16 protein-coding genes and 1 pseudogene are annotated in these 19,137 nt (G+C 68.4%); 9 read left to right on the forward strand and 8 right to left on the reverse strand.

Annotated elements, in window-relative coordinates; genetic code table 11:
* The 4 genes and pseudogenes from secF (at position 1) to ACFSXZ_RS10305 (ending at position 5,239) form a co-directional block, all read left to right on the forward strand.
* Complete coding sequence (gene secF / locus ACFSXZ_RS10290) at positions 1 to 1,203, forward strand: protein translocase subunit SecF (protein WP_378263754.1); 1,203 nt, start codon at positions 1 to 3, stop codon at positions 1,201 to 1,203.
* Positions 1,204 to 1,243: 40 nt separating this feature from the next.
* The gene (locus ACFSXZ_RS10295; protein WP_378263756.1) at positions 1,244 to 1,762 is read left to right on the forward strand and encodes an adenine phosphoribosyltransferase; all 519 of its coding nucleotides are present in this window, start codon (positions 1,244 to 1,246) and stop codon (positions 1,760 to 1,762) included.
* Between the two features lie 132 nt (positions 1,763 to 1,894).
* Complete coding sequence (locus tag ACFSXZ_RS10300) at positions 1,895 to 4,222, forward strand: RelA/SpoT family protein (protein ID WP_378263758.1); 2,328 nt, start codon at positions 1,895 to 1,897, stop codon at positions 4,220 to 4,222.
* A gap of 250 nt (positions 4,223 to 4,472) precedes the next feature.
* Positions 4,473 to 5,239, forward strand: a pseudogene (locus ACFSXZ_RS10305) (enoyl-CoA hydratase/isomerase family protein).
* A gap of 59 nt (positions 5,240 to 5,298) precedes the next feature.
* Here ACFSXZ_RS10305 and ACFSXZ_RS10310 read toward each other — a convergent pair.
* Positions 5,299 to 6,153 (reverse strand): peptidylprolyl isomerase, encoded by an 855-nt coding sequence (locus tag ACFSXZ_RS10310; protein ID WP_378263760.1) that lies wholly within the window; start codon positions 6,151 to 6,153, stop codon positions 5,299 to 5,301.
* Between the two features lie 99 nt (positions 6,154 to 6,252).
* Between ACFSXZ_RS10310 and ACFSXZ_RS10315 the strand changes: the two genes are divergently transcribed.
* Positions 6,253 to 6,930 (forward strand): hypothetical protein, encoded by a 678-nt coding sequence (locus ACFSXZ_RS10315; protein ID WP_378263762.1) that lies wholly within the window; start codon positions 6,253 to 6,255, stop codon positions 6,928 to 6,930.
* On the opposite strand, the gene ACFSXZ_RS10320 is transcribed toward ACFSXZ_RS10315, so the two are convergent.
* The gene (locus tag ACFSXZ_RS10320; protein ID WP_378263764.1) at positions 6,902 to 7,186 is read right to left on the reverse strand and encodes a hypothetical protein; all 285 of its coding nucleotides are present in this window, start codon (positions 7,184 to 7,186) and stop codon (positions 6,902 to 6,904) included. The genes ACFSXZ_RS10315 and ACFSXZ_RS10320 overlap by 29 nt on opposite strands.
* A 32-nt stretch (positions 7,187 to 7,218) precedes the next feature.
* Positions 7,219 to 8,697, reverse strand: a complete 1,479-nt coding sequence (locus ACFSXZ_RS10325; protein ID WP_378263766.1) for a YibE/F family protein — start codon at positions 8,695 to 8,697, stop codon at positions 7,219 to 7,221.
* Between the two features lie 127 nt (positions 8,698 to 8,824).
* Here ACFSXZ_RS10325 and ACFSXZ_RS10330 point away from each other — a divergent pair, with 127 nt between their 5' ends.
* Together ACFSXZ_RS10330 and ACFSXZ_RS10335 are read left to right on the forward strand one after the other, a co-directional pair.
* Positions 8,825 to 9,205 (forward strand): SsgA family sporulation/cell division regulator, encoded by a 381-nt coding sequence (locus tag ACFSXZ_RS10330; RefSeq protein WP_378263768.1) that lies wholly within the window; start codon positions 8,825 to 8,827, stop codon positions 9,203 to 9,205.
* Positions 9,206 to 9,284: 79 nt separating this feature from the next.
* Positions 9,285 to 10,478 carry a phosphodiester glycosidase family protein gene (locus ACFSXZ_RS10335; RefSeq protein ID WP_378264768.1) on the forward strand — a complete coding sequence of 398 codons (1,194 nt, stop codon included), beginning with the start codon at positions 9,285 to 9,287 and terminating at the stop codon, positions 10,476 to 10,478.
* Here ACFSXZ_RS10335 and ACFSXZ_RS10340 read toward each other — a convergent pair.
* A complete protein-coding gene (locus tag ACFSXZ_RS10340; protein WP_378264770.1) occupies positions 10,465 to 12,537 on the reverse strand; it encodes a transglycosylase domain-containing protein in 2,073 nt (690 codons plus the stop codon). The two genes, ACFSXZ_RS10335 and ACFSXZ_RS10340, sit on opposite strands and share 14 nt — an antisense overlap.
* A 546-nt stretch (positions 12,538 to 13,083) precedes the next feature.
* Here ACFSXZ_RS10340 and sthA point away from each other — a divergent pair.
* Positions 13,084 to 14,496, forward strand: coding sequence for a Si-specific NAD(P)(+) transhydrogenase (gene sthA, locus ACFSXZ_RS10345; protein WP_378263770.1), 1,413 nt, complete (start codon positions 13,084 to 13,086; stop codon positions 14,494 to 14,496).
* A gap of 45 nt (positions 14,497 to 14,541) precedes the next feature.
* Positions 14,542 to 14,802, forward strand: a complete 261-nt coding sequence (locus ACFSXZ_RS10350; RefSeq protein WP_378263772.1) for a DUF6924 domain-containing protein — start codon at positions 14,542 to 14,544, stop codon at positions 14,800 to 14,802.
* 402 nt (positions 14,803 to 15,204) lie between these two features.
* On the opposite strand, the gene ACFSXZ_RS10355 is transcribed toward ACFSXZ_RS10350, so the two are convergent.
* From ACFSXZ_RS10355 to ACFSXZ_RS10370, 4 genes are all read right to left on the reverse strand, one after another.
* Positions 15,205 to 15,915 (reverse strand): WbqC family protein, encoded by a 711-nt coding sequence (locus ACFSXZ_RS10355; protein ID WP_378263774.1) that lies wholly within the window; start codon positions 15,913 to 15,915, stop codon positions 15,205 to 15,207.
* Positions 15,916 to 15,927: 12 nt separating this feature from the next.
* Positions 15,928 to 16,581, reverse strand: coding sequence for a YdcF family protein (locus ACFSXZ_RS10360; RefSeq protein WP_378264772.1), 654 nt, complete (start codon positions 16,579 to 16,581; stop codon positions 15,928 to 15,930).
* Between the two features lie 19 nt (positions 16,582 to 16,600).
* The gene (locus ACFSXZ_RS10365) at positions 16,601 to 17,698 is read right to left on the reverse strand and encodes a hypothetical protein (protein ID WP_378263776.1); all 1,098 of its coding nucleotides are present in this window, start codon (positions 17,696 to 17,698) and stop codon (positions 16,601 to 16,603) included.
* Positions 17,699 to 17,890: 192 nt separating this feature from the next.
* Positions 17,891 to 18,943: a terpene synthase family protein gene (locus tag ACFSXZ_RS10370; protein WP_378263778.1), complete on the reverse strand. Its 1,053-nt coding sequence runs from the start codon at positions 18,941 to 18,943 to the stop codon at positions 17,891 to 17,893.
* Positions 18,944 to 19,137: the final 194 nt, after the last annotated feature.

Raw genomic sequence — 19,137 nt, forward strand, 5'->3', positions numbered from 1 at the left:
ATGACCGAGGATGCAAAGAAGGCCAGCGTTTTCCACCGGCTCTACGTCGGCACGGGCGCGTTCGACATCGTCGGCAAACGCAAGCGCTGGTACATCTTCTTCGGCGTGCTGGTGCTGGTGTCTCTCGCCTCGATCGGCATCCGGGGCTTCAACCTCGGCATCGAGTTCGAGGGCGGGACGCAGATCCAGTTGCCGAGCCACGGCGTCCACGGCGTGATCACCCCGGGTGACGCCGGCCAGGTGTTCACCGACGCGGCCGGGAGGCAGCCCTCGTCGACCCAGACGGTCGGTGTCGGCAACGCCGCCACCGTGCAGATCCGGTCCGAGGCGCTGGACCCGCCCACGGTCGCCAAGGTCAAGGACGCGCTCTTCCAGCAGCTGCAGCCGATCGGGTCCACCGGCCAGCCCAGCGTGCAGTCGATCAGCGACAGCGCGGTGAGCGCGTCGTGGGGGCAGGAGATCTCCCAGAAGGCGCTGATCGCGCTCGCCGTGTTCATCGTGCTGGTGACCATCTTCCTGGCGATCTACTTCGAACGATGGATGGCCGTCGCGGCGCTGATCTCACTGGTGCACGACATCCTCGTCACCGCGGGCATCTACTCGCTGGTGGGCTTCGAAGTCACGCCGGCGACGGTGATCGGTCTGCTCACCATCCTGGGCTTCTCGCTCTATGACACGGTGGTGGTGTTCGACAAGGTCAAGGAGAACACCCGCGGCCTGCTCGGGCTGACGCGGCGGACCTACGCCGAGACCGCGAACCTGGCGCTCAACCAGACCCTGATGCGCTCGATCAACACGTCGGTCATCGCGCTGCTGCCGGTGCTCGGGCTGCTCGTGGTCGGGTACTTCCTGCTCGGCTCGGGCACGTTGCAGGACCTCGCGCTCGTGCAGCTCACCGGCATGCTGGCCGGTGTGCTGTCCTCGCTGTTCCTGGCCACGCCGCTGCTGGTGGACCTCAAGATGCGGGATCCGAAGTTCCGCCAGCAGGCGGAGCGCGTCCGCGCGCGACGGGCGAACCTGGCCCGCAAGGCGGCCGAGCGCGACGCGCTGGAGGACTTCGACGACACCGACGACGAGACAGTTTCCTCTCGGGAATCGGCTTCCCGCAGGGAAAGGGCGTACGCGGCGGCGGCGAGCGTGCCGTCCAGGACCCAGAAAGCGGCCCCGCGTCGTGGGCGGCCCTCGGGCAAACGCAAGCGCTGACACGCCAGGCACACATCCCGGGCAGGGGAGCGGGGAAACCATGGATCTCGAAGGCGCGCTCGACCTGATCGTGGAGGTTCCGGACTTCCCCGAGCCCGGCGTGCTCTTCCGCGATCTCGCGCCGCTGTTCGCGCACGCCGAAGGGTTCGCCACGGTGGTGAACGCCCTCGCGGAGACCATCGAGCCCGATACCGAGCTGCTGGCGGCCGTCGAGGCCCGGGGGTTCATGCTCGCCTCGGCGGTCGGCTACGCGCGGGGGCTGGGCGTCGTACTGGTGCGCAAACCCGGCAAGCTGCCGCTGGTCGCGCAGCGGATCGACTACGCGCTCGAATACGGCACGGCCTCGCTGGAGCTGCCTGCCGGGGTGGCGGGCCCCGGCGCGCGGGTCGGTGTGGTCGACGATGTCCTGGCCACCGGTGGCACGGTGGACGCCACCTGTCAGCTGCTGGAGCGAGCGGGGGCGGAGGTCGCCGGGATCTCGGTCGTGATGGAGCTGGCCGCGCTCGATGGCCGGGCGGCGCTCTCGGGGCGAAAGATACGCTCGCTGCTGGTCGCCTGAAGCACGCAATTCCTGCTCAGGGCGGTCGAGAACGGGCGCTGAACCCGATGTGGCGAGCCGACGACGGGCGGGTGGACGTAGGCGCGTTACGCTTGTTGCCGTAGGGGTCATGCTGAACGGCAGGAGGTGGGGGTGAGTCAGGAACTCGATTCCGCGGCGCCCACCCCGGACGGCACGGTGACGCACCACGGGGTGACCAGGGCACCCTCGGCGACCCGCCGGGTCCGTGCCCGGCTGGCACGGCGGATCACCGCGCAGCGAGCCGCGTCGGTCAAGCAGGTGCTCGAACCGCTCGCGGCGATCCACCGCGAACTGCACCCCGGCGCCGATCTCAGTCTGCTCCAGCGGGCCTACGACGTGGCCGAGGAACTGCACCGGGAGCAGCGGCGCAAGTCCGGCGATCCCTACATCACCCACCCGCTGGCCGTGGCGACCATCCTCGCCGAACTCGGCATGGACACCATCACGCTGGTCGCCGCGCTGCTGCACGACACGGTCGAGGACACCGGCTACTCGGTGGAAAAGCTGTCCGCCGACTTCGGCGACAAGGTCGCGCAGCTGGTCGACGGCGTCACCAAGCTGGACAAGGTCAAGCTGGGCACCGCGGCCGAGGCCGAGACGATCCGCAAGATGGTCATCGCGATGGCGCGGGACCCGCGGGTCCTGGTGATCAAGCTGGCCGACCGGCTGCACAACATGCGGACGATGCGGTTCCTGCCGCCGGAAAAGCAGGCGCGCAAGGCGAAGGAGACCCTGGAGGTCCTCGCCCCGCTGGCGCATCGCCTGGGCATGGCCACGGTCAAATGGGAGCTGGAAGACCTCGCCTTCGCGATCCTGCAGCCGAAGAAGTACGACGAGATCGTGCGCCTGGTGGCCGATCGCGCGCCGTCGCGGGACATCTACCTGCGCAAGGTGATCGACGAGCTGACCACCACGCTGGCCGGTTCCCGGATCACCGCCAAGGTCGAGGGCAGGCCGAAGCACTACTACTCGATCCACCAGAAGATGATCGTCCGGGGCCGGGACCTCGACGACATCCACGACCTCGTCGGCGTCCGGATCCTGGTGGAGGACGTGCGGGACTGCTACGCCGCGATGGGTGTGGTGCACGCGCTGTGGCAGCCGATGCCCGGCCGGTTCAAGGACTACATCGCGCAGCCGCGCTTCGGGGTTTACCAGTCGTTGCACACCACGGTGATCGGCCCGGACGGCAAGCCGCTGGAAGTGCAGATCCGCACCTACGAGATGCACCACACCGCCGAGTACGGGATCGCCGCGCACTGGCGCTACAAGGAGACCCGGGGCACGCACGGCGGCAACGGCGCGAACGCCGTCGAGATCGACGAGATGGCGTGGATGCGGCAGCTTCTCGACTGGCAGCGGGAAGCGGCGGACCCGGGTGAGTTCCTGGATTCGCTGCGCTACGAGCTCGCGGCCCGTGAGATCTTCGTGTTCACCCCCAAGGGCGACGTGGTGACCCTGCCGGTCGGGGGCACGCCGGTGGACTTCGCCTACGCGGTGCATACCGAGGTCGGGCACCGGTGTATCGGCGCGCGGATCAACGGACGCCTGGTGGCGCTGGAACGCAAGCTCGAAAACGGCGACGTCGTGGAGATCTTCACGTCGAAGGCCGAGAGCGCGGGGCCGAGCCGGGACTGGCTGACCTTCGCCAAGTCGCCCAAGGCACGCGCCAAGATCCGCCAGTGGTTCGCCAAGGAGCGCCGCGACGAGGCGATCGAGGCCGGCAAGGAGGCCATCACCAAGGAGGTCCGCAAGGTCGGCCTGCCCATGCAGCGGCTGGTGTCCGCGGAGAACATGGGGGCGCTCGCGGCCGAGTTGCGGCATCCCGACATCAGTTCGCTCTACGCCGCGGTCGGCGAAGGGCACACCAGCGCCAAGCACGTGGTGCAGCGGCTGGTCACGCTCATCGGCGGGGTCGAGGAGGCCGAGGAGGAACTGGCCGCGCGGTCGACGCCGTCGACGGTCACGCGGCGCCGGGGCTCCAACGACGTCGGCGTGGTGGTCAAGGGGGCCACCGACGTGTGGTCGAAACTGGCCCGGTGCTGCACGCCGGTTCCCGGCGACGAGATCCTCGGCTTCGTGACCCGCGGTGGCGGGGTCAGCGTGCACCGCACCGACTGCACCAACGCGGACGACCTGCGCACCCAGCTGGAGCGCCTGGTCGAAGTGGAGTGGGCGCCGTCGGAGAATTCGGTGTTCCTGGTCTCCATCCAGGTCGAGGCCCTGGACCGGCACCGCTTGCTGTCCGACATCACGAAGGTGCTGGCCGACGAGAAGGTCAACATCCTGTCCGCGTCGGTGCAGACCTCGCGCGACCGGGTGGCGGTGAGCCGGTTCGCCTTCGAGATGGGCGATCCCAAGCATCTGGGGCACGTGCTCAAGGTGGTGCGGGGCGTCGAGGGCGTTTACGACGTGTACCGGGTCACGTCCGCTTCTTGAGCCACTCGGGGCCGTTAGGGTTCCCGGCATGGCGATCATAATGGCGACTCGCGACTGTCAAGCCGACCACAGAGCGCGCTCTTTTTGTCCGGTGCTTTGTGGGGGCACGGCCCCCACACCCCTGCTGGGGGCAAGCCCCCAGACCCCCTCATCGGGGTGACAGGGCGCCGATCGGCCCGACGTGACCTGCGTTGGCAAAGAGCGCCCTGTCGACACGATCGCGGGGGCGCGCAAACTCGCGGAGGATACTGTGCTGGAGTTCGCGGCGGAGGGGGCGGTCGGCACGCTGACCTTCACCAGGCCGGAGAAGAAGAACGCGATCACCTACGAAATGTGGTCGGCCCTGCCGGAGATCGTGGCCGGTGTCGAGGCGGATCCCGCGCTGAAGGCTCTGGTGATCACCGGCGCCGGGCCGGACTTCTCGGCGGGCGCGGACATCAGCGAGTTCGGGCGGCTGCGGTCGACCGCCGACGGCGCGGCGAGCTACGACAGGGCGGTCGAAGCCGCGGTCGGTGCGCTGACCGGGATGCGCAAGCCCAGCATCGCGATGATCCGGGGCAACTGCATCGGCGGTGGCTGCAGATCTCGGTCGCCTGCGACTTCCGGTTCGCCTCCGCCGGGGCGCGGCTGGGCATCACGCCCGCCAAACTCGGGATCGTCTACGACTTTCCCTCGACGCGGCAGCTCGTCTCGTTGATCGGCCCGGCGCACACGCGCTACCTCCTGCTCTCCGCCGAACTCGTGGACGCCGCGAGGGCCCGGGAAATCGGCCTGGTCAACGACGTTTTCCCGGACGGCGAGCTGGAGGCACGGGTGAAGTCCTTTGTGGACACCCTGACCCGGCGCTCCCAGGCCTCGGTCCGCGGCATCAACGCGATCATCGGCAAGATCCTGGCCGGGCACACCGAAGCCGACTCCGAAGTGGACTCGATCCGTTCCGCGGCGATCCACGGGCCGGACTACGCCGAAGGGGTCGCCGCCTTCCTCGAACGCCGACCCCCTGGCTTTATCGCCTGACAGGCTGTCTTCAAACCGCGGAGTGCCTGGCCGGGTGGGCGCGTTTGAAGAGCACCGAGTCAGCCGTCGACGGTGACGGCGGTGAACTTGACCGGCATGTTCGGCTTGCCGCCGCCGGGGGAGGGGTCGAAGCTGCCGTCGTCGCCGGCCCGCGCGACCTTGTCCAGGACCTGCAGGCCGGCGTCGCTGATGGAGCCGAACACCGTGTAGTTCGGGTCCAGCTGGGCGTCCCCGTAGACCATGAAGAACTGGCTGCCGTTGGTGTCGGGGCCCGCGTTGGCCATCGCCAGGATCCCCCGGCCGTACTTGAGCTCGGGGAAGGTCTCGTCCTTGAAGGAGTAACCGGGGCCGCCGCTGCCCGAACCGCTCGGGTCGCCGCACTGGAGCATCTGCAGGCCCGTGGTACCGAGGCGGTGGCAGGAGGTGTCGGTGAAGTAGCCCTGCTGGATGAGGCTGACGAAGCTGTTGACCGTGCAGGGCGCGAGGGCCCGGTCCAGCGTCAGCGGGATATCACCCGCGGTCGACTTGAAGGTCACGTTCACCGTGCCGGTGGCGGGGGTGTTCGCCCCGGCCGGCGCCTTGGCCGGTTTCGCGGTCGGCTCTTTCGGCGTCGCCGGATAGTCGCAGTTGACCTGGGCGGGCAGCGGTGTGGTCCGCTTGGGCATGGGCACGCGCTGGGTGGGGATGTTGATCGGCGCCGCGGAGGGTGAACTGGATGCCGAAGCCGCCGGAGATGTGGTACCGCTGTCCTTCGTGGTCACGAAGTACACCACCAGCCCGGCGATCACGACGACGGCGCCGACGGTCACCCCGACACCGACGATCTTCCGCCGGCGCGCGCGTTCCGCCCGGCGGACGAGCTGCCGTTCGAGCTTGCGCTTGGCGGCCTCGCGGCGTTGCTGGTTTGTCGGCACCGGCCCCTCCCGAATCCTCTCGACGTCACCGATCGGCTGGCGGCAGTCTATGGCCACAGCCTGTGAGAACGTCGTAGAGGGCCGGTTAGGGTGTGAGCGGTGGTGACCGAACCGAGCAACGAGTCGAAAAAACCCGCCCGGAAAGATCAGCCCGATCGCCTGCCGCTGCACCAGGAAGACGCGGCGGCACGGCGCCGCAGGCTGGTCTCGGGCCTGGTCACCGCGGTCGTCATCGCCGCCGCGTTCGGTTTCTTCGCCGCGCTGGCCGGCGGCGAGATCGTGGGACTCGCGGTCGCGCTCGTGGTGTCGTTGCTGCTGGCCTATCTCGTGCTCTTCACCGTGCGCCGCCGCGTCTGGCTGGAGGACGGGGTGGTCCTCGTGCGGGTCTGGCGGACCCGCCGGGTGGACATCGCCCAGGCCGAGCGGATCGATCTCCTGGTCACCGACGTGCGGGGGATGCGGACGATCAGCCTGCTGTTCAACGCGCGGCGGCGCGGCCGGAGCGCGAAGGTCGATCTCGCGGTCTACGCCGGCACCGGTGGCCGGGAACTGGGGGTGCTCGCGTTGCGACGGCTGGCGAACGCGCTGATGAACAACATCGAGGCCAACGGGATGATCTTTTCCGAACTGCTGGTCGCGCAGTTGCGTGCGGAGGCGAAGGGCGAGGCGGCGCCGGACCGGCCGTTGTACCGGCTGGCTTCCTCGGCGCCGCAGGGAAAGTTCACCCAGCGGTTCACCATGGACGCGGTCAGCCGGTTCGTCGCCCGTCTGGACTGACGGCGGTGTTTTCGGCGCCGTTCTCCGCGCCCGCGTCGGTCTTCCGCTCGATCGCGGCGAGGTGTTCGCGGATCTTTTCGAGCTGGTAGACGATTTCCGGAAGCTCCGTGGCGGCGAACGCGGCCAGCCGCTCGATGTGCCGGACGGCGTCTCGGAGTTCCCCCAGCACGGTGCCCAGCAGCGGCACCGCCTTCAGCGTGCCGAGTGTGCCCTCGACGACGCGGCTCAGGCAGCGCGGGGCGGCGAAGGGGGGCACCGGCAATTGGTACCCCACCGAAAAGGCGATCTTCACACCGGGGCTCGGCGCCGTGACGCCTGTTCACTGCTGTGACGGTTGGTGCCGGTGGTAATGCTTTCCTGCCCCGCGATGAGCGCCGCGAGGGCGGTGGTGACCGGCACGGCGGCCACGATGCCGATGCTGCCGGCGAGCGTGCGCACGATCTCCTCGGCGACGTCCTGGGAACCGAGCACCGCGCCGAGGCCCACACCGGAGATCGACGAGTACAGCATCACCGGCAGGGCCGCGCCGGCGTAGGCCATGACGAGCGTGTTCACCGCGGACCCCACGTGGTCGCGGCCGATCCTCATGCCCGCCCCGTAAAGCTCCCGCCAGCCGAGCTCCGGGTTGGCGCGCCGGAGTTCCCACACGGAACTGGTCTGGGTGACCGTGACGTCGTCGAGCACTCCGAGGGCGCCGATGACGATGCCGGCGAGGAGCAGGCCACGTGCGTCGACGCCGTGCCCCAACGAGGCGATCAGCGTGCTCGTGCTGTCGTCGAGGCCGGTCAGCGCGGCGAGCGCGGAAAAGATCGCCGACAGCGCGCCGATCAGCGCGAGGCTGACCATCGTGCCCAGCACGGCGACCGAGGTCCGGGCGGACAACCCGTGCGTGAGGTAGAGCGCGACGAACATGATCACGCTCGCGCCGACGATGGCCACCAGCAGCGGATTCCGGCCGGCCAGAACGGACGGCAGCACGAAGGTCACGAGGACCACGAAACTCAGCAGCAGCGCGCCGAGCGCGGCGAGTCCCTGCCAGCGGCCGAGGACCACCACGGCGATCGCGAACAGTGCCGCCAGCACGGAAAGGGGGATCCCGCGCTGGAAATCGACCACCTGGTAGGACGCGGGTTCCCGGGGATTGCCACCGTTGTAGGCGAGCACCACCTTGTCGCCGGCGCTGAATCGGGGTGTGCTCGGTTCGATCGGCACCGTCAGCTTGACCGCCGACCCGCTCGCGGCACCGTCGGTCATCGTCACTTCGACGGTCAGGCACGGTTTTCCGCCGTCGGCGTTGCCGACCTGGACCTGGCCCGGGCCCAGGCACGGACCGCTCGCGGCGGTGGTGATGGTTCCGTGCACGGGTGTGCTCGACGGGTAGGTGGTGGCCGGTTTCGGCTGGCCCCACGGGTAGAGCCACAGTCCGCCGGCGACAGCCAGGACGGCTACCGGGATGAGCAGCCAGGACAGCAATGTCCGGACCCGGCGGGACGCGGGTGCGGCCGGGCCGTGCCCATGTCCGTGGCCGTGCCCGTGTCCGTGTGCGTCAGCGGGCCGGCGGCGCCGGGCCGGTTCGCGGCCCGCGCCGGTCGTCGTCCGGTCGGCCGGTGACCTGCGGTCATCGCGCGAAGTAGTGCTTTTCGCGCGGGTGGTCTTCGTCTCGTCGCCCGCGGGCACCCGGCGGGCCTTGCGGCGACCGGAGTCCGGTTCGCCCGGAATCCGGAGGATGGGGCCGGTTTCTTCCTCGGCCAGGGGGTCGTGGGGCACGACGGACATGGTGCACCGTGCGCCCGTCCGGGGGGAGAGGGGCTGGGATTATTCCAAACTCACCCCCTCGTTCGTGTAACACGCTGCGTGCACGCGCGTCTTTCGAAGGGAAGGACAGGAGGCCGCCGTGGAGCAACATCAGTACGTGAACTTGGACGGCAGTGCCACACCCGTCTACTCCCGCTGGTCGTTCGACTCCGCCGACCCCTACGCCATCACCCTCGCCTTCGGCGAGGATCAGGGCTGGGTGGTGTGGCGGTTCGCGCGTGACCTCGTCATCGAGGGCCTGGCCCAGCCCGCGGGACTCGGCGACGTGCGCGTCCGGCCGGATCTGGCCGAGTGCTCGGACATTCTGGTGATCGAACTCGAGTCGCCGCACGGATACGCGGTGATCGAGATGGCGCGCGAAGACGCCGAAACCTTTGTCGCCAGGACCATGGAAGCCGTTCCTCCGGGCACGGAACGTATCGACATCGACGCCCTCATCGCCCAGGTCATGAAAGTCTGAAAACCTTCGGCCGAACGGCTCGATCTTCACCCGGTTTCTGTTAACCATTAACCAAATCGTGGCATGATTTCGTGCCGTGATGACATTCCTTCGTCGTGGTTTCGCCACGGTGGCGGCCGTTTCGCTGATTTCGGTTGCCGCGCCGGCGGCATCCGCCGCCGGGACGTCGGCGGTCGCGCCCGGAGTCACCTTCGGGACCTTCACCGAAACGACCGCCCACGGTGACGTAGTCGGTTATCTGATCGAAATCCATTTGGAGGCCCGGACCCGGCTCGACCTGTTGCACCCCGCCGTCATCGCGGAAACGGAGCGGGTGTCGGACATGGCGGCGGCGCAGCACGCGGTGGCCGGGGTGAACGGCGACTTCTTCGACATCAGCGAGCGTGACCATCCCGGCGTGGCCGCCACCGGTTCCTCGGTCGGGCCGGAGATCACCGCGGGGCGCGGTCTCAAGGCGGCCGTCCCGGACGGGCAGACGTTCGGGCCCTTCCCGCCGGCCGGCGAGTCGACCAGGGACGTGTTCGGGGTCGGCGTCGACGGCCGTGCCCGGACCGGCGCGGTCACGCTGCACGGATCCGTCCGCACCGGCAGGGGCACCTTCGAGCTGGGAGGTCTGAACCAGTACGCGATACCGGTGAACGGCATCGGCGTGTTCACCCATGACTGGGGAGCGGTGTCCCGGGCCAGGGCGGCCTGCGGGACCGACACCAGCCGTGCCGCACCGTGCACATCGGACACCGAAGAAGTCGTGGTCCACGACGGCGTGGTGGTGTCCGAGGCACCGTCACCGGGCGCGGGTGCGATTCCGGCGGGCACCTTCGTGTTGCTGGGCCGGGAAAACGGCGCGGAGCGGTTGAAAGCACTCCAGCCGGGCGACCACGTCGAGATCAGGACCGGACTGGACAGCGGCCAGGCACCGCCGTTCGCCTTCGCGGTCGGCGGTTTCCGGATTCTCGCCGACGGCGTTCCACTGTCCGGTTTGGACAGCGTCACGCTCGCCCCGCGCACCGCGGCCGGCACCGGCGCCGACGGACGGACGGTGTACCTCGTCGCGGTCGACGGGCGCAGCACCGCCAGCACGGGGATGACCGTGGCCGAACTCGCCGGCCTCCTGCGCTCCTACGGCGCGCGGGACGCGGTGAACCTCGACGGCGGCGGCTCGACCACCGTCGTCGTCGGTGGGCGGGGGCAGCGGGTCACCGTGCGCAACGTCCCGTCCGACGGCACCGAGCGCGCGGTCGCCAACGGCGTGGGCGTGTTCACCGCGCGTTGAGGTAGGTGGGATCGGCGGGCGGGATCGGGATGTCCGGACGGCTGCCGAGGATCTGGCTGAACGCCCGGTAGAACGGCGGCGCGGCGACCGTGCCACCGAACGCGCCGTTGCCGCAGTTGCCCAGGTGAACCGGGTTGCCGGGGCAGATCTCCTGGGGATGCGGCCCGTCGGCGAAGACCATGGAGGAGACCGCGTAGTCGTCCACGCCACCGACGAACGCGACGGACTCGCTTTCGTTGGTGGTACCGGTCTTGCCGATGTCCGCGTGGTTCCAGTTCGCCGCGCGCGCGGACTGCGCCGAGGTGCCCGTCTTGGTGTCCTGGCTCAGGCCGACCATCAGGGTGTTCGCCAGCCCGGTCGGCACGACCTGTTCGCACGCCTCGTGCTTGACGTTCACGGGTTTGCCGGCGGCGTCGGTGACCGAGGCGATCGGGTTGGGCGGGCACCACATCCCGCCGCTCATCAGGGTGGCCGACACGTTGGCCATCTCCAGCGTGCTCACCGGGCTGTCGCCGAGGGTGAAGGACAGCTTGTCCTGGAAGAACTTCGACTGCGGCTCGTTGTACTGCTCGTCCTTCGACAGCGGGTTCTTCGGGTCGGTGATCGGCTCGCGGCCGCCGTCGCTGTAGGTGAGGGTCTTCCGCAGACCCAGGCGGCGGGCCATGTCCACCACGGCGGGCATCCCGACCTGGGTCTCCAGGTTGACGAACGCGACGTTCGGCGAGGTCGCCAGGCCGTCGCGCAGGGAGATCGGATCGGCGTAGGTCCCGTCGTTCTTCACCGGATAACAACTGGTGTACCGGTTGGCGTTGGGCGGGGTGAAGCACTGGCTGCCCGGGTTGGGTATGCGGGTGTCCAGCCCGGCCTTGCCCGCCTGCATCGCCGCCGCCGCGGTGAAGATCTTGTAGGACGATCCCGAGCCGAACACGTTGCTCGGCTCGCTGACGATGTTGGTGCTGGTCTCGCCCTTGCTCACGTCGGTGCCGTAACTGCGGTTGGAAACCATCGCCAGCACGTCGTGGCCGGTCTTGCCCGGCCGGACCACGGCGAAGGTGTTGGCCACGCCGTCCTGCGTGGGCGGCACGTTCGTGTCGACCGCGTTCTTCACCGTCTGGCTCACGCCCGGGTCCATCGTGGTGCGGATGGTGTACCCGCCGGTTTTGATCTGGTCCAGGCTCATCCCGGCTTCCATGAGGTAGATCACCGCGTACTGGCAGAAGAAACCGGCGTCGGGCGCGGAGCCGAGGCAGGACGACGACGGGATTTCCGGGCTGTCGCCGACCACCCCGAGCGGGCTCGCCTTGGCGATCTGGGCGTCCTTGGGATCGAGCGTCCGGTTGGTCACCATCGCGTCGATCACGGTGTTGCGTCGCTGGAGCGCGCGCTCGGGATGGGCGTAGGGGTTGTAGGTGTTCGGGTTGTTCACCATGCCCGCGAGCAGGGCCGACTGCTGCACGTTGAGCTTGTCGGTGGTGGTGTGGAAGTAGGCCTGTGCGGCGGCGCCGATGCCGTAGATGTTTCCGGTGAACTCGACGACGTTCAGGTAACCGGAGAGGATGTCGTCCTTGGACATGCTCTGGCCGAGTTGGGCCGCGAGCTTGGCCTCGCGCAGCTTGCGGGCGATGGTGTCCGCGCGGTCGGCCGCCTGCGCCACCTTGTCGTCGCGGTCGACCACGTTGATCAGGTAGTTCTTCACGTACTGCTGGGTGATCGACGAGCCGCCCTGCTGTGAGCCGGAGCCCGAGGTGTCGTGCAGCGCGGCGCGGATCATGCCCTTGACGTCCACGCCGCCTTCGTCGTAGAAACGCCGGTCCTCGATCGAGACGATCGCGGCCTTCATCGCGGGGGAGATCTGGTCGATCGTGACCGGGAGCCGGAACTGGTCGTACAGCGTGGCTATCGGGTGACCGGCGGAGTCGGTGACCGTGGTGACCCGCGGCTGCTCGTTCGTGGCCAAGGTCGCGGAGATCCCCTGCACCGCGTCGCTGACCTGGTTGGACAGCGCGCCGGCGCCCAGGCTCGCCGGTGCGAGCAGGCCCGCGAGGAGGACCCCGGCCATCACGCAGTAACCGACGAATCTCGCCACTCCACTCGAATATCGCACGATTCCGAAGATATCCAAGGACTTTCGCCCCTGCGAACCGCACCCGGCACGTTACCGGTGGTCGATATTTTCTTGACTCACGGTAATTCAACGTAAAGAGCCGGTAAACCGCCTCTCGTGGGGCGGGTGGATTTTTTGCCCGGTAAGGACGAACGCGCGGCGGAAAAGTCCACTATGGATCCGCCGGGCCACCTTCTCGTGCGGACCGTACTCGCGGCGGCGGTACGGGCCGCCCGGCCTGCCGGTGTGTCGCGAAGGGAAAAATCGGACATCGGAGGTCAAGTCCTCACCAAGGTTGCTTGCGCGGCGCACCGCGGGTGAGCAGAGTTACCCCGTGATACCCCGGTGGCGACTCGCGGCTGTCAAGGCGACCACAGAGCGCGCCCCGGCGAAGCCCGCTATCGGGGCGGCAGGGCGCCCGTCCGTCCGAAGTGACGTGCGCTGGGAAGGAGCGCCCTGTCGACATGATCGCGGAGGCGCGCAAACTGGCGGAGGAATTGAGTGACTGAGTACGACTACGACCTGATCGTCATCGGGTCCGGCCCTGGCGGGCAGAAGGCGGCCATCGCCGCCGCGAAACTGGGCAAGCGGGTCGCCATCGTCGACCGGCAGGACATGGTCGGCGGGGTCTGTGTCAACACCGGCACCATCCCGTCGAAGACCCTCCGTGAGGCCGTGCTGTACCTGACCGGTATGAACCAGCGCGAGCTCTACGGCGACGCGTACCGGGTCAAACAGGACATCACGATCTCGGACCTGCTCGCCCGCACCCGGCACGTGATCGGGCGCGAGGTGCAGGTGGTGCGGGCGCAACTGTTGCGCAACCACGTCGACCTGATCCAGGGCACCGGCCGTTTCCACGACGAGCACACGGTGGTGGTCGAGGGCCGCGCTCGCGGCGAGCGGACCTCGCTGACCGGCGCGTTCATCGTGATCGCCACCGGGACGCGGCCCGCCCGGCCGGCGCACGTCGACTTCGACGCGGCCCGCGTGCTGGACTCCGACGAAATCCTGCGGCTGGAGGACATTCCTTCGTCGCTGGTCGTGGTCGGTGCCGGAGTGATCGGGATCGAGTACGCGTCGATGTTCGCCGCGCTCGGCACCCGGGTGACCGTGGTCGAGCAACGGGAACGGATGCTGGAATTCTGCGACCCGGAAATCGTCGAGTCACTGAAATTCCATCTCCGCGATCTCGCGGTGACCTTCCGTTTCGGGGAAAAGGTGGCCAACGTCGACGTGTCGGACCACGCCACGGTCACCACACTGGTCAGCGGCAAGCGGATTCCGGCGGACGCGGTGATGTATTCGGCGGGACGGCAGGGCATGACCGAGGACCTGGACCTGGCCGCGGCCGGGCTGGAGGCCGACCACCGGGGCAGGCTCACCGTCGACGAGCACTACCGCACGGCGGTCGAGCACGTCTATGCCGTCGGCGACGTGATCGGTTTTCCCGCGCTCGCCGCGACGTCGATGGACCAAGGACGCCTGGCCACCTACCACGCTTTCGGCGAACCGGCCCACGACATGCTCGCGCTGCAGCCGATCGGCATCTACACGATTCCGGAGATCTCCTACTGCGGTTCGACCGAGGCGGAGCTGACCTCCTCGTCCGTACCGTACGAGGTCGGCACGGCGCGCTACCGCGAACTCGCCCGCGGCCAGATCGCCGGTGACTCCTACGGAATGCTCAAGCTGCTGGTTTCCCCGGAGGACCGCAAGCTGCTCGGGGTGCACGTGTTCGGCACCGGCGCGACCGATCTCGTCCACATCGGACAGACGGTGATGGGCTGTGGCGGCACGGTCGACTATCTGGTCGACGCGGTGTTCAACTATCCGACGTTGTCCGAGGCCTACAAGGTGGCGGCCCTGGACGCGACGAACAAGATCCGTGCCCTGGACCGGTTCGCTCCCTGACCCCCGCGGGGAACGGCTGCCGGTGGCGCCGGAAATGCCGAGTCCGTGCCCGTGGTGCGCACGGACTTCTCCGACGACGCCGCCTGGCAGGAGGCCGTCGCGCGGGTGAGCGCGGAGTACCGGGATGAGCTTATGGATGATGATCCGTGGTCGATCGACGTGACGCCGATCGACGATCCGCGCTATGCGAACCTGACACCGGAGCAAGTGGCGGCTCTGGCGTCGAACGACCAATGGCCGATGCTCGTCGTGGCAGACGCGTGGACCATGGCCTCGCCGGAGCGTCACCTGCTCATGGTCGGGTAGCGGTGGCACGCCCGCGGGAACGCGCGGCCGCGGCGGTGGACTCGGAGATCCGTATTCGCCGTTGTCGGAGACCAGCGAACCGTTTCGCAGGCACTGGCCGCGCCGCAGCCGCCTGCCGTCCGTCACGTTGTTCCAGCCATCCCACCGCTTGGGGGCCCGGTCGCTCGCTGTGTTCGCCGGTGGGGCAGCTCACCGCCCGCCGGGTCAGGTGCTCGCCCGGTCACAACACGAGCGCGTAGTCGTCTCCCGCGATCACCCGTTCAGCCTGGCAGTCCATGATCGCCGATGTCCGGTGGCTTGAGGGGTTTTGCCGGCCCGTCCGGTTCGTGGTATCGGGATTTTCCGTGCGGGGGAAAGCCCTCCGTGGCGATGCGGTGCGCGGCACCACGAAGGGCATGCCGGTCAGACGGCCGAGAGGTGGACGGGCGGCGCCAGCCACTCCCGGACCGCTTCGGGCCCGTACGACGCCAGCACCCGTAGTGCGCTGACGGCACGGGTTTCGGGCTTGCGTGTCCAGGGTGGCGGCGCCTGGAACGAAACCGAGATGCCGAGTTCGGTGAACGGACGCTTGTCGAGGTATCTGGACCCACCGGGGCCGCAGACATAGGTTTCGGCGCCGACCGCCTTGGTCAGGTCGGCCAGCCGTACCGACCTGCCGCACCGGGCTTCGAGCGCGCTGCTGCGCTCGACCCGGCCCTGCCAGCCGAGCAGGGAAAGCAGCGCGAGCGTGGACTGTTCGGCGACCTCGGACAGCCCGTCCACGAATTCGAGGGCGAAACCGACCTTTTCGACGCAGTCGCCGATGGCGGACCAGTACGGGGCACGGCGGTAGTACTGGCGGATGAGCTGTTCGACACGGCGCCGGCCGGTTTCCCGGTCGGCCAGGCGCAGTTCACTGATCAGGCTGGCGCGGCCGTTCGGGCGGGACACGGGCAGGCTCAGCCATTGTTGGGCGGTGGGGTCGGCCAGGGCGGCCAGGCGGGTGCGGTGCTGGTAGTCGCGGGCGTTGAACTGGACGTTGTCGAGCACTACCCAGACGTCGGCTTGGAGAAGCTTGGCCAGGGTGGACGGCCGGGGGAAGAAATTCGGCTGGTGAATAGCACAGGAAATCACGCGCGGATGACATCACAGCATCCGGCTTTTGAAGCCCGCCGACACGAGTCTGTGATAAGCTTCATACACGATCGGGGGAACTTCCTGAGGGATCGCAAATCCTTGACCGGGGTATTCAATCACCCGTTGGAGATCACCCACAAGCATGTCGATGAGTTCCGTGCCATGACGGCGCACGGCCACGTACTCGGCCAGCGACAATGGCGCCGACGAGCAGATCGGTTCGACTTCCGGCCACACTTTCCGGGTCGTCGCGTAGGCCCTTCTTTCCATGTACGGCATCGACACGAGCGCAAGTGACGTCACCCGAATTCCCGCGGCGGCGAGGACTTCACGAGAAAGGGCGATATTTTCGCCAGTGTTGGACGCCCGGGGTTCGACCAGGATGGCGTCGTCGGGGACGCCGAGTTCCAGCGCGCGTTCGCGGTAATGCACCCCCTCGCCCCGCGGGAAGGCCCGGGACGTTTCCCGGCTGTTGCCTCCGGTGAACACCATGACCGGGAAGATTCCCCGGTGATAGAGCTCCGCCGCGTAGGCCGCGACGCCGAGGTCGTTGCACCCGAGGGCGACGGCCGCGCTGCACCGCCGGAGCGGGTGGCCAAGGCGGTGGTACTCCCAGATGGTCTCGGCATCGTCCCAGAAACTATCGATCGAGTTTTTCCGCATGGTTTCGATGTTTATTTCTTCACGCCTGCCGTTCATAGTTCCGGCGAATTCCGTCGATGCTCTGCAGTTGATGCATCATGCCATAATCCGAGGAAATCTGGGCGCACCGTTCGAGCAGTGCTATTCCGCTTTCCGCGGTGGCCCGGTCGGACAACAGGATATGTGCGTGCGCGGTTTCCAGCCGCACCTTCTGCATGGGGGTGTCACCGACCCGGTGTTCGAGGGCGACTTCGATGGCGCGGGAAGCGTCACCCAGCTTTCCGGCACCCCGGTGGGCCAGGGCGAGTTTCTGGTGCGCGATCGACCAGTCCGCCGGTTCTTCCATGGCCTCGAAATTGTGGATGGCCGGCACGATGTGCCGGGTGGCGGATTCGTTCAGACCACGTTTGCTCAGCGCGGTGCCGACCCAGAGCCGGGCGCGGGCCCGGTCGTGCTCGCTCAGCCGATCGTCGTTGGTCAGCAATTCGTAACGCCGGGCCGCCGATTCCAGCCGTCCCGACATTTCGTCGAGCACGACGAGCTGGAGTTCGAGCTGTGCCACCCGCCGCGTGGTACCGAGTTCGCTGAACACGTTCAGCGCCTTGCGGTAGGTCTGCTGCGCCGACAGGGGACCCTGGATCGCGCCCTGATCCTGCTGGATTTCCCCGAACAGGCGCAGCGAGCGGCCGTAGAGATACATGCCGCGGGTGTCGTTGCTGCGCGGCTCGAACCGGTTCAGCCACCGGTCGAGCAGCATGCGCGCCTGCGGGAACTCCTGGCGCCCCAGGCAGGCGAGCGTGCGGTCGAGGTCGTCGGCCCAGGCTTCGTAGTCATAGAGCGCCGACTGCGGCTGCTCGGTCGTGGCGTCCTCGCCACCGGCGTGCAGCAGCAGATCGAAGCGGCGCTGGGCGTCGGGATCGGCGCGGGCCAGTGCGGTGTCGAGGATCGCCTGGGTGTCGGGCCGCGGCACCGTGGCGGTGCCGCCGCTTTCCCATTTCGCCACGGTGCGGGGCGCCACGCCGAGATAGCCGGCGAAGGCGCGGACCGACAGCCGGAGCGCGCGTCTCAGCAATCGTGCTTCGCGACCACTCCAATGATGGGCGGTCGCGGCGAAGTGATTTCCGTCCCCTACGGACACCTGACGAGGTTAACTCGTCCGGATGGGCCAAGTACACCAAAAGTGCAACGTTGGTTCATTTCCGTCACCAAATTGATCCGCCAATATCGAAGTCAGGCATCCGACGCCGGGTTGACTCCTTTGTCCCGGGCCGATCCCCGACGCCGGGTGCCGTTCCACCATTTGCCGCACAATACGTTGCTCCGTTCGGCCTCATAGTCGCCACCACTGGTCCACCGGTGCCATCCCGGGAGGTTCGATGGCCAGCTCCCCCGGAAAACGGCTGATCACCAAATTCAGGCTCGCGCCGGTCACCGGCAGGACATGGTGCCGGCTCGGGGTGGCATAACGCGGTGCGGTATTCATCCAGTCCAGGCAGCCGCGCACATAATGACCCAGCCCTTTCAGGTAACGGCGGAGACCGGGAGTCGCGCCTTTCGCCAGCCGATTTCGCAGACCGAGAAAACGCGTCAGGACGCGGTCGCGAGCGGAGATCGTTCCGGCCACCGCCGCCGCGGCGGAGCATTGCCGGTGGGTCATCAGCACGGTGATCATGTCCGGTCCGTGGTCGGTGCCCGCGTGGCCGGTGAGGTGACCGACGAGAGCGTTGTCGCAGCCGACGACGAACCCCGCCGCGGAGGTCAGCGCCTGGACCGCGTTCGACCACCGGCTTTTCGCCGGCACTTCGGTGCCCTCGGCGATTTCCAGCCATGCGGCGAACAGCCGGGCGGCGGCCAGCGAGGGCAGCATCGCCGCGAAGTCGTCGAGCGGGGGGACGGTGTGGCGGGCCGCGTTGGCGACTCGCCAGGAAGCGGCGAGCAACCAGTCTCGCACGCCGTCGGCCAAGCGGCGGAACTGGACCGTGGTGGTGCAGCCGCGGGTCCGGTCGACGAGGTCGGCCAGCGCCTCCCCGCATCGGTTCCGCGGCGGCCGGTAGCCGGGTTCTTCCAGTGCTCGCAGCACGTGGACGGTGAGGTCCGCGATGCCGCGCGCCGAGGGCTCGCGTTCGTCTTCGATCCGGTCGGTGAGCGCGAAGGACCAGTAGTTCCACGCACCGAACAGCCATGCCTTGTCCTCCGGGCAGGTGGGCAGGACCCGGCACGCCAGTTCGGCGCTGCGTGTGGCCACTCCCCAGGCGCGCTCGCGCGCGTCGCGGTAGAGGCCGGTCTGGTCCATCCAGTCGATCGCGCGCCGCTCGATGGCGGCGGCCCGCGGATGCACGGCCGGTTCGATCGGGCAGTAGAACCTCGGCAACGGCGCGATCACCGGGCACCGCGCCGGGGGCCACACGGGCCTGCCGCGTCTCCGGCGGCGGAACTCGGGGGTGGGCCCATGCTTTCCGAGTGTCCGGCTGTGGGAAACCCTCGGGAAGGGCCGAACAGGTAGGAGCAACTCACGATCGTGTGATGCGCGACGGACGGCCGCTCGCGGAGTCACGAGAGTGCGCGAGGAATGCCCTT

Source organism: Amycolatopsis pigmentata (assembly GCF_042684065.1).
In the GTDB taxonomy this organism is placed as follows: domain Bacteria; phylum Actinomycetota; class Actinomycetes; order Mycobacteriales; family Pseudonocardiaceae; genus Amycolatopsis_E; species Amycolatopsis_E pigmentata.

Bases quoted from the DNA above. Each gene is read 5' to 3' on its own strand.
- secF (WP_378263754.1), top strand. From the start codon at position 1: ATGACCGAGGATGCAAAGAAGGCCAGCGTTTTCCACCGGCTCTACGTC.
- ACFSXZ_RS10295 (WP_378263756.1), top strand. From the start codon at position 1,244: ATGGATCTCGAAGGCGCGCTCGACCTGATCGTGGAGGTTCCGGACTTC.
- ACFSXZ_RS10335 (WP_378264768.1), top strand. From the start codon at position 9,285: ATGACATTCCTTCGTCGTGGTTTCGCCACGGTGGCGGCCGTTTCGCTG.
- ACFSXZ_RS10340 (WP_378264770.1), bottom strand. From the start codon at position 12,537: ATGGCCGGGGTCCTCCTCGCGGGCCTGCTCGCACCGGCGAGCCTGGGC.
- ACFSXZ_RS10360 (WP_378264772.1), bottom strand. From the start codon at position 16,581: ATGCGGAAAAACTCGATCGATAGTTTCTGGGACGATGCCGAGACCATC.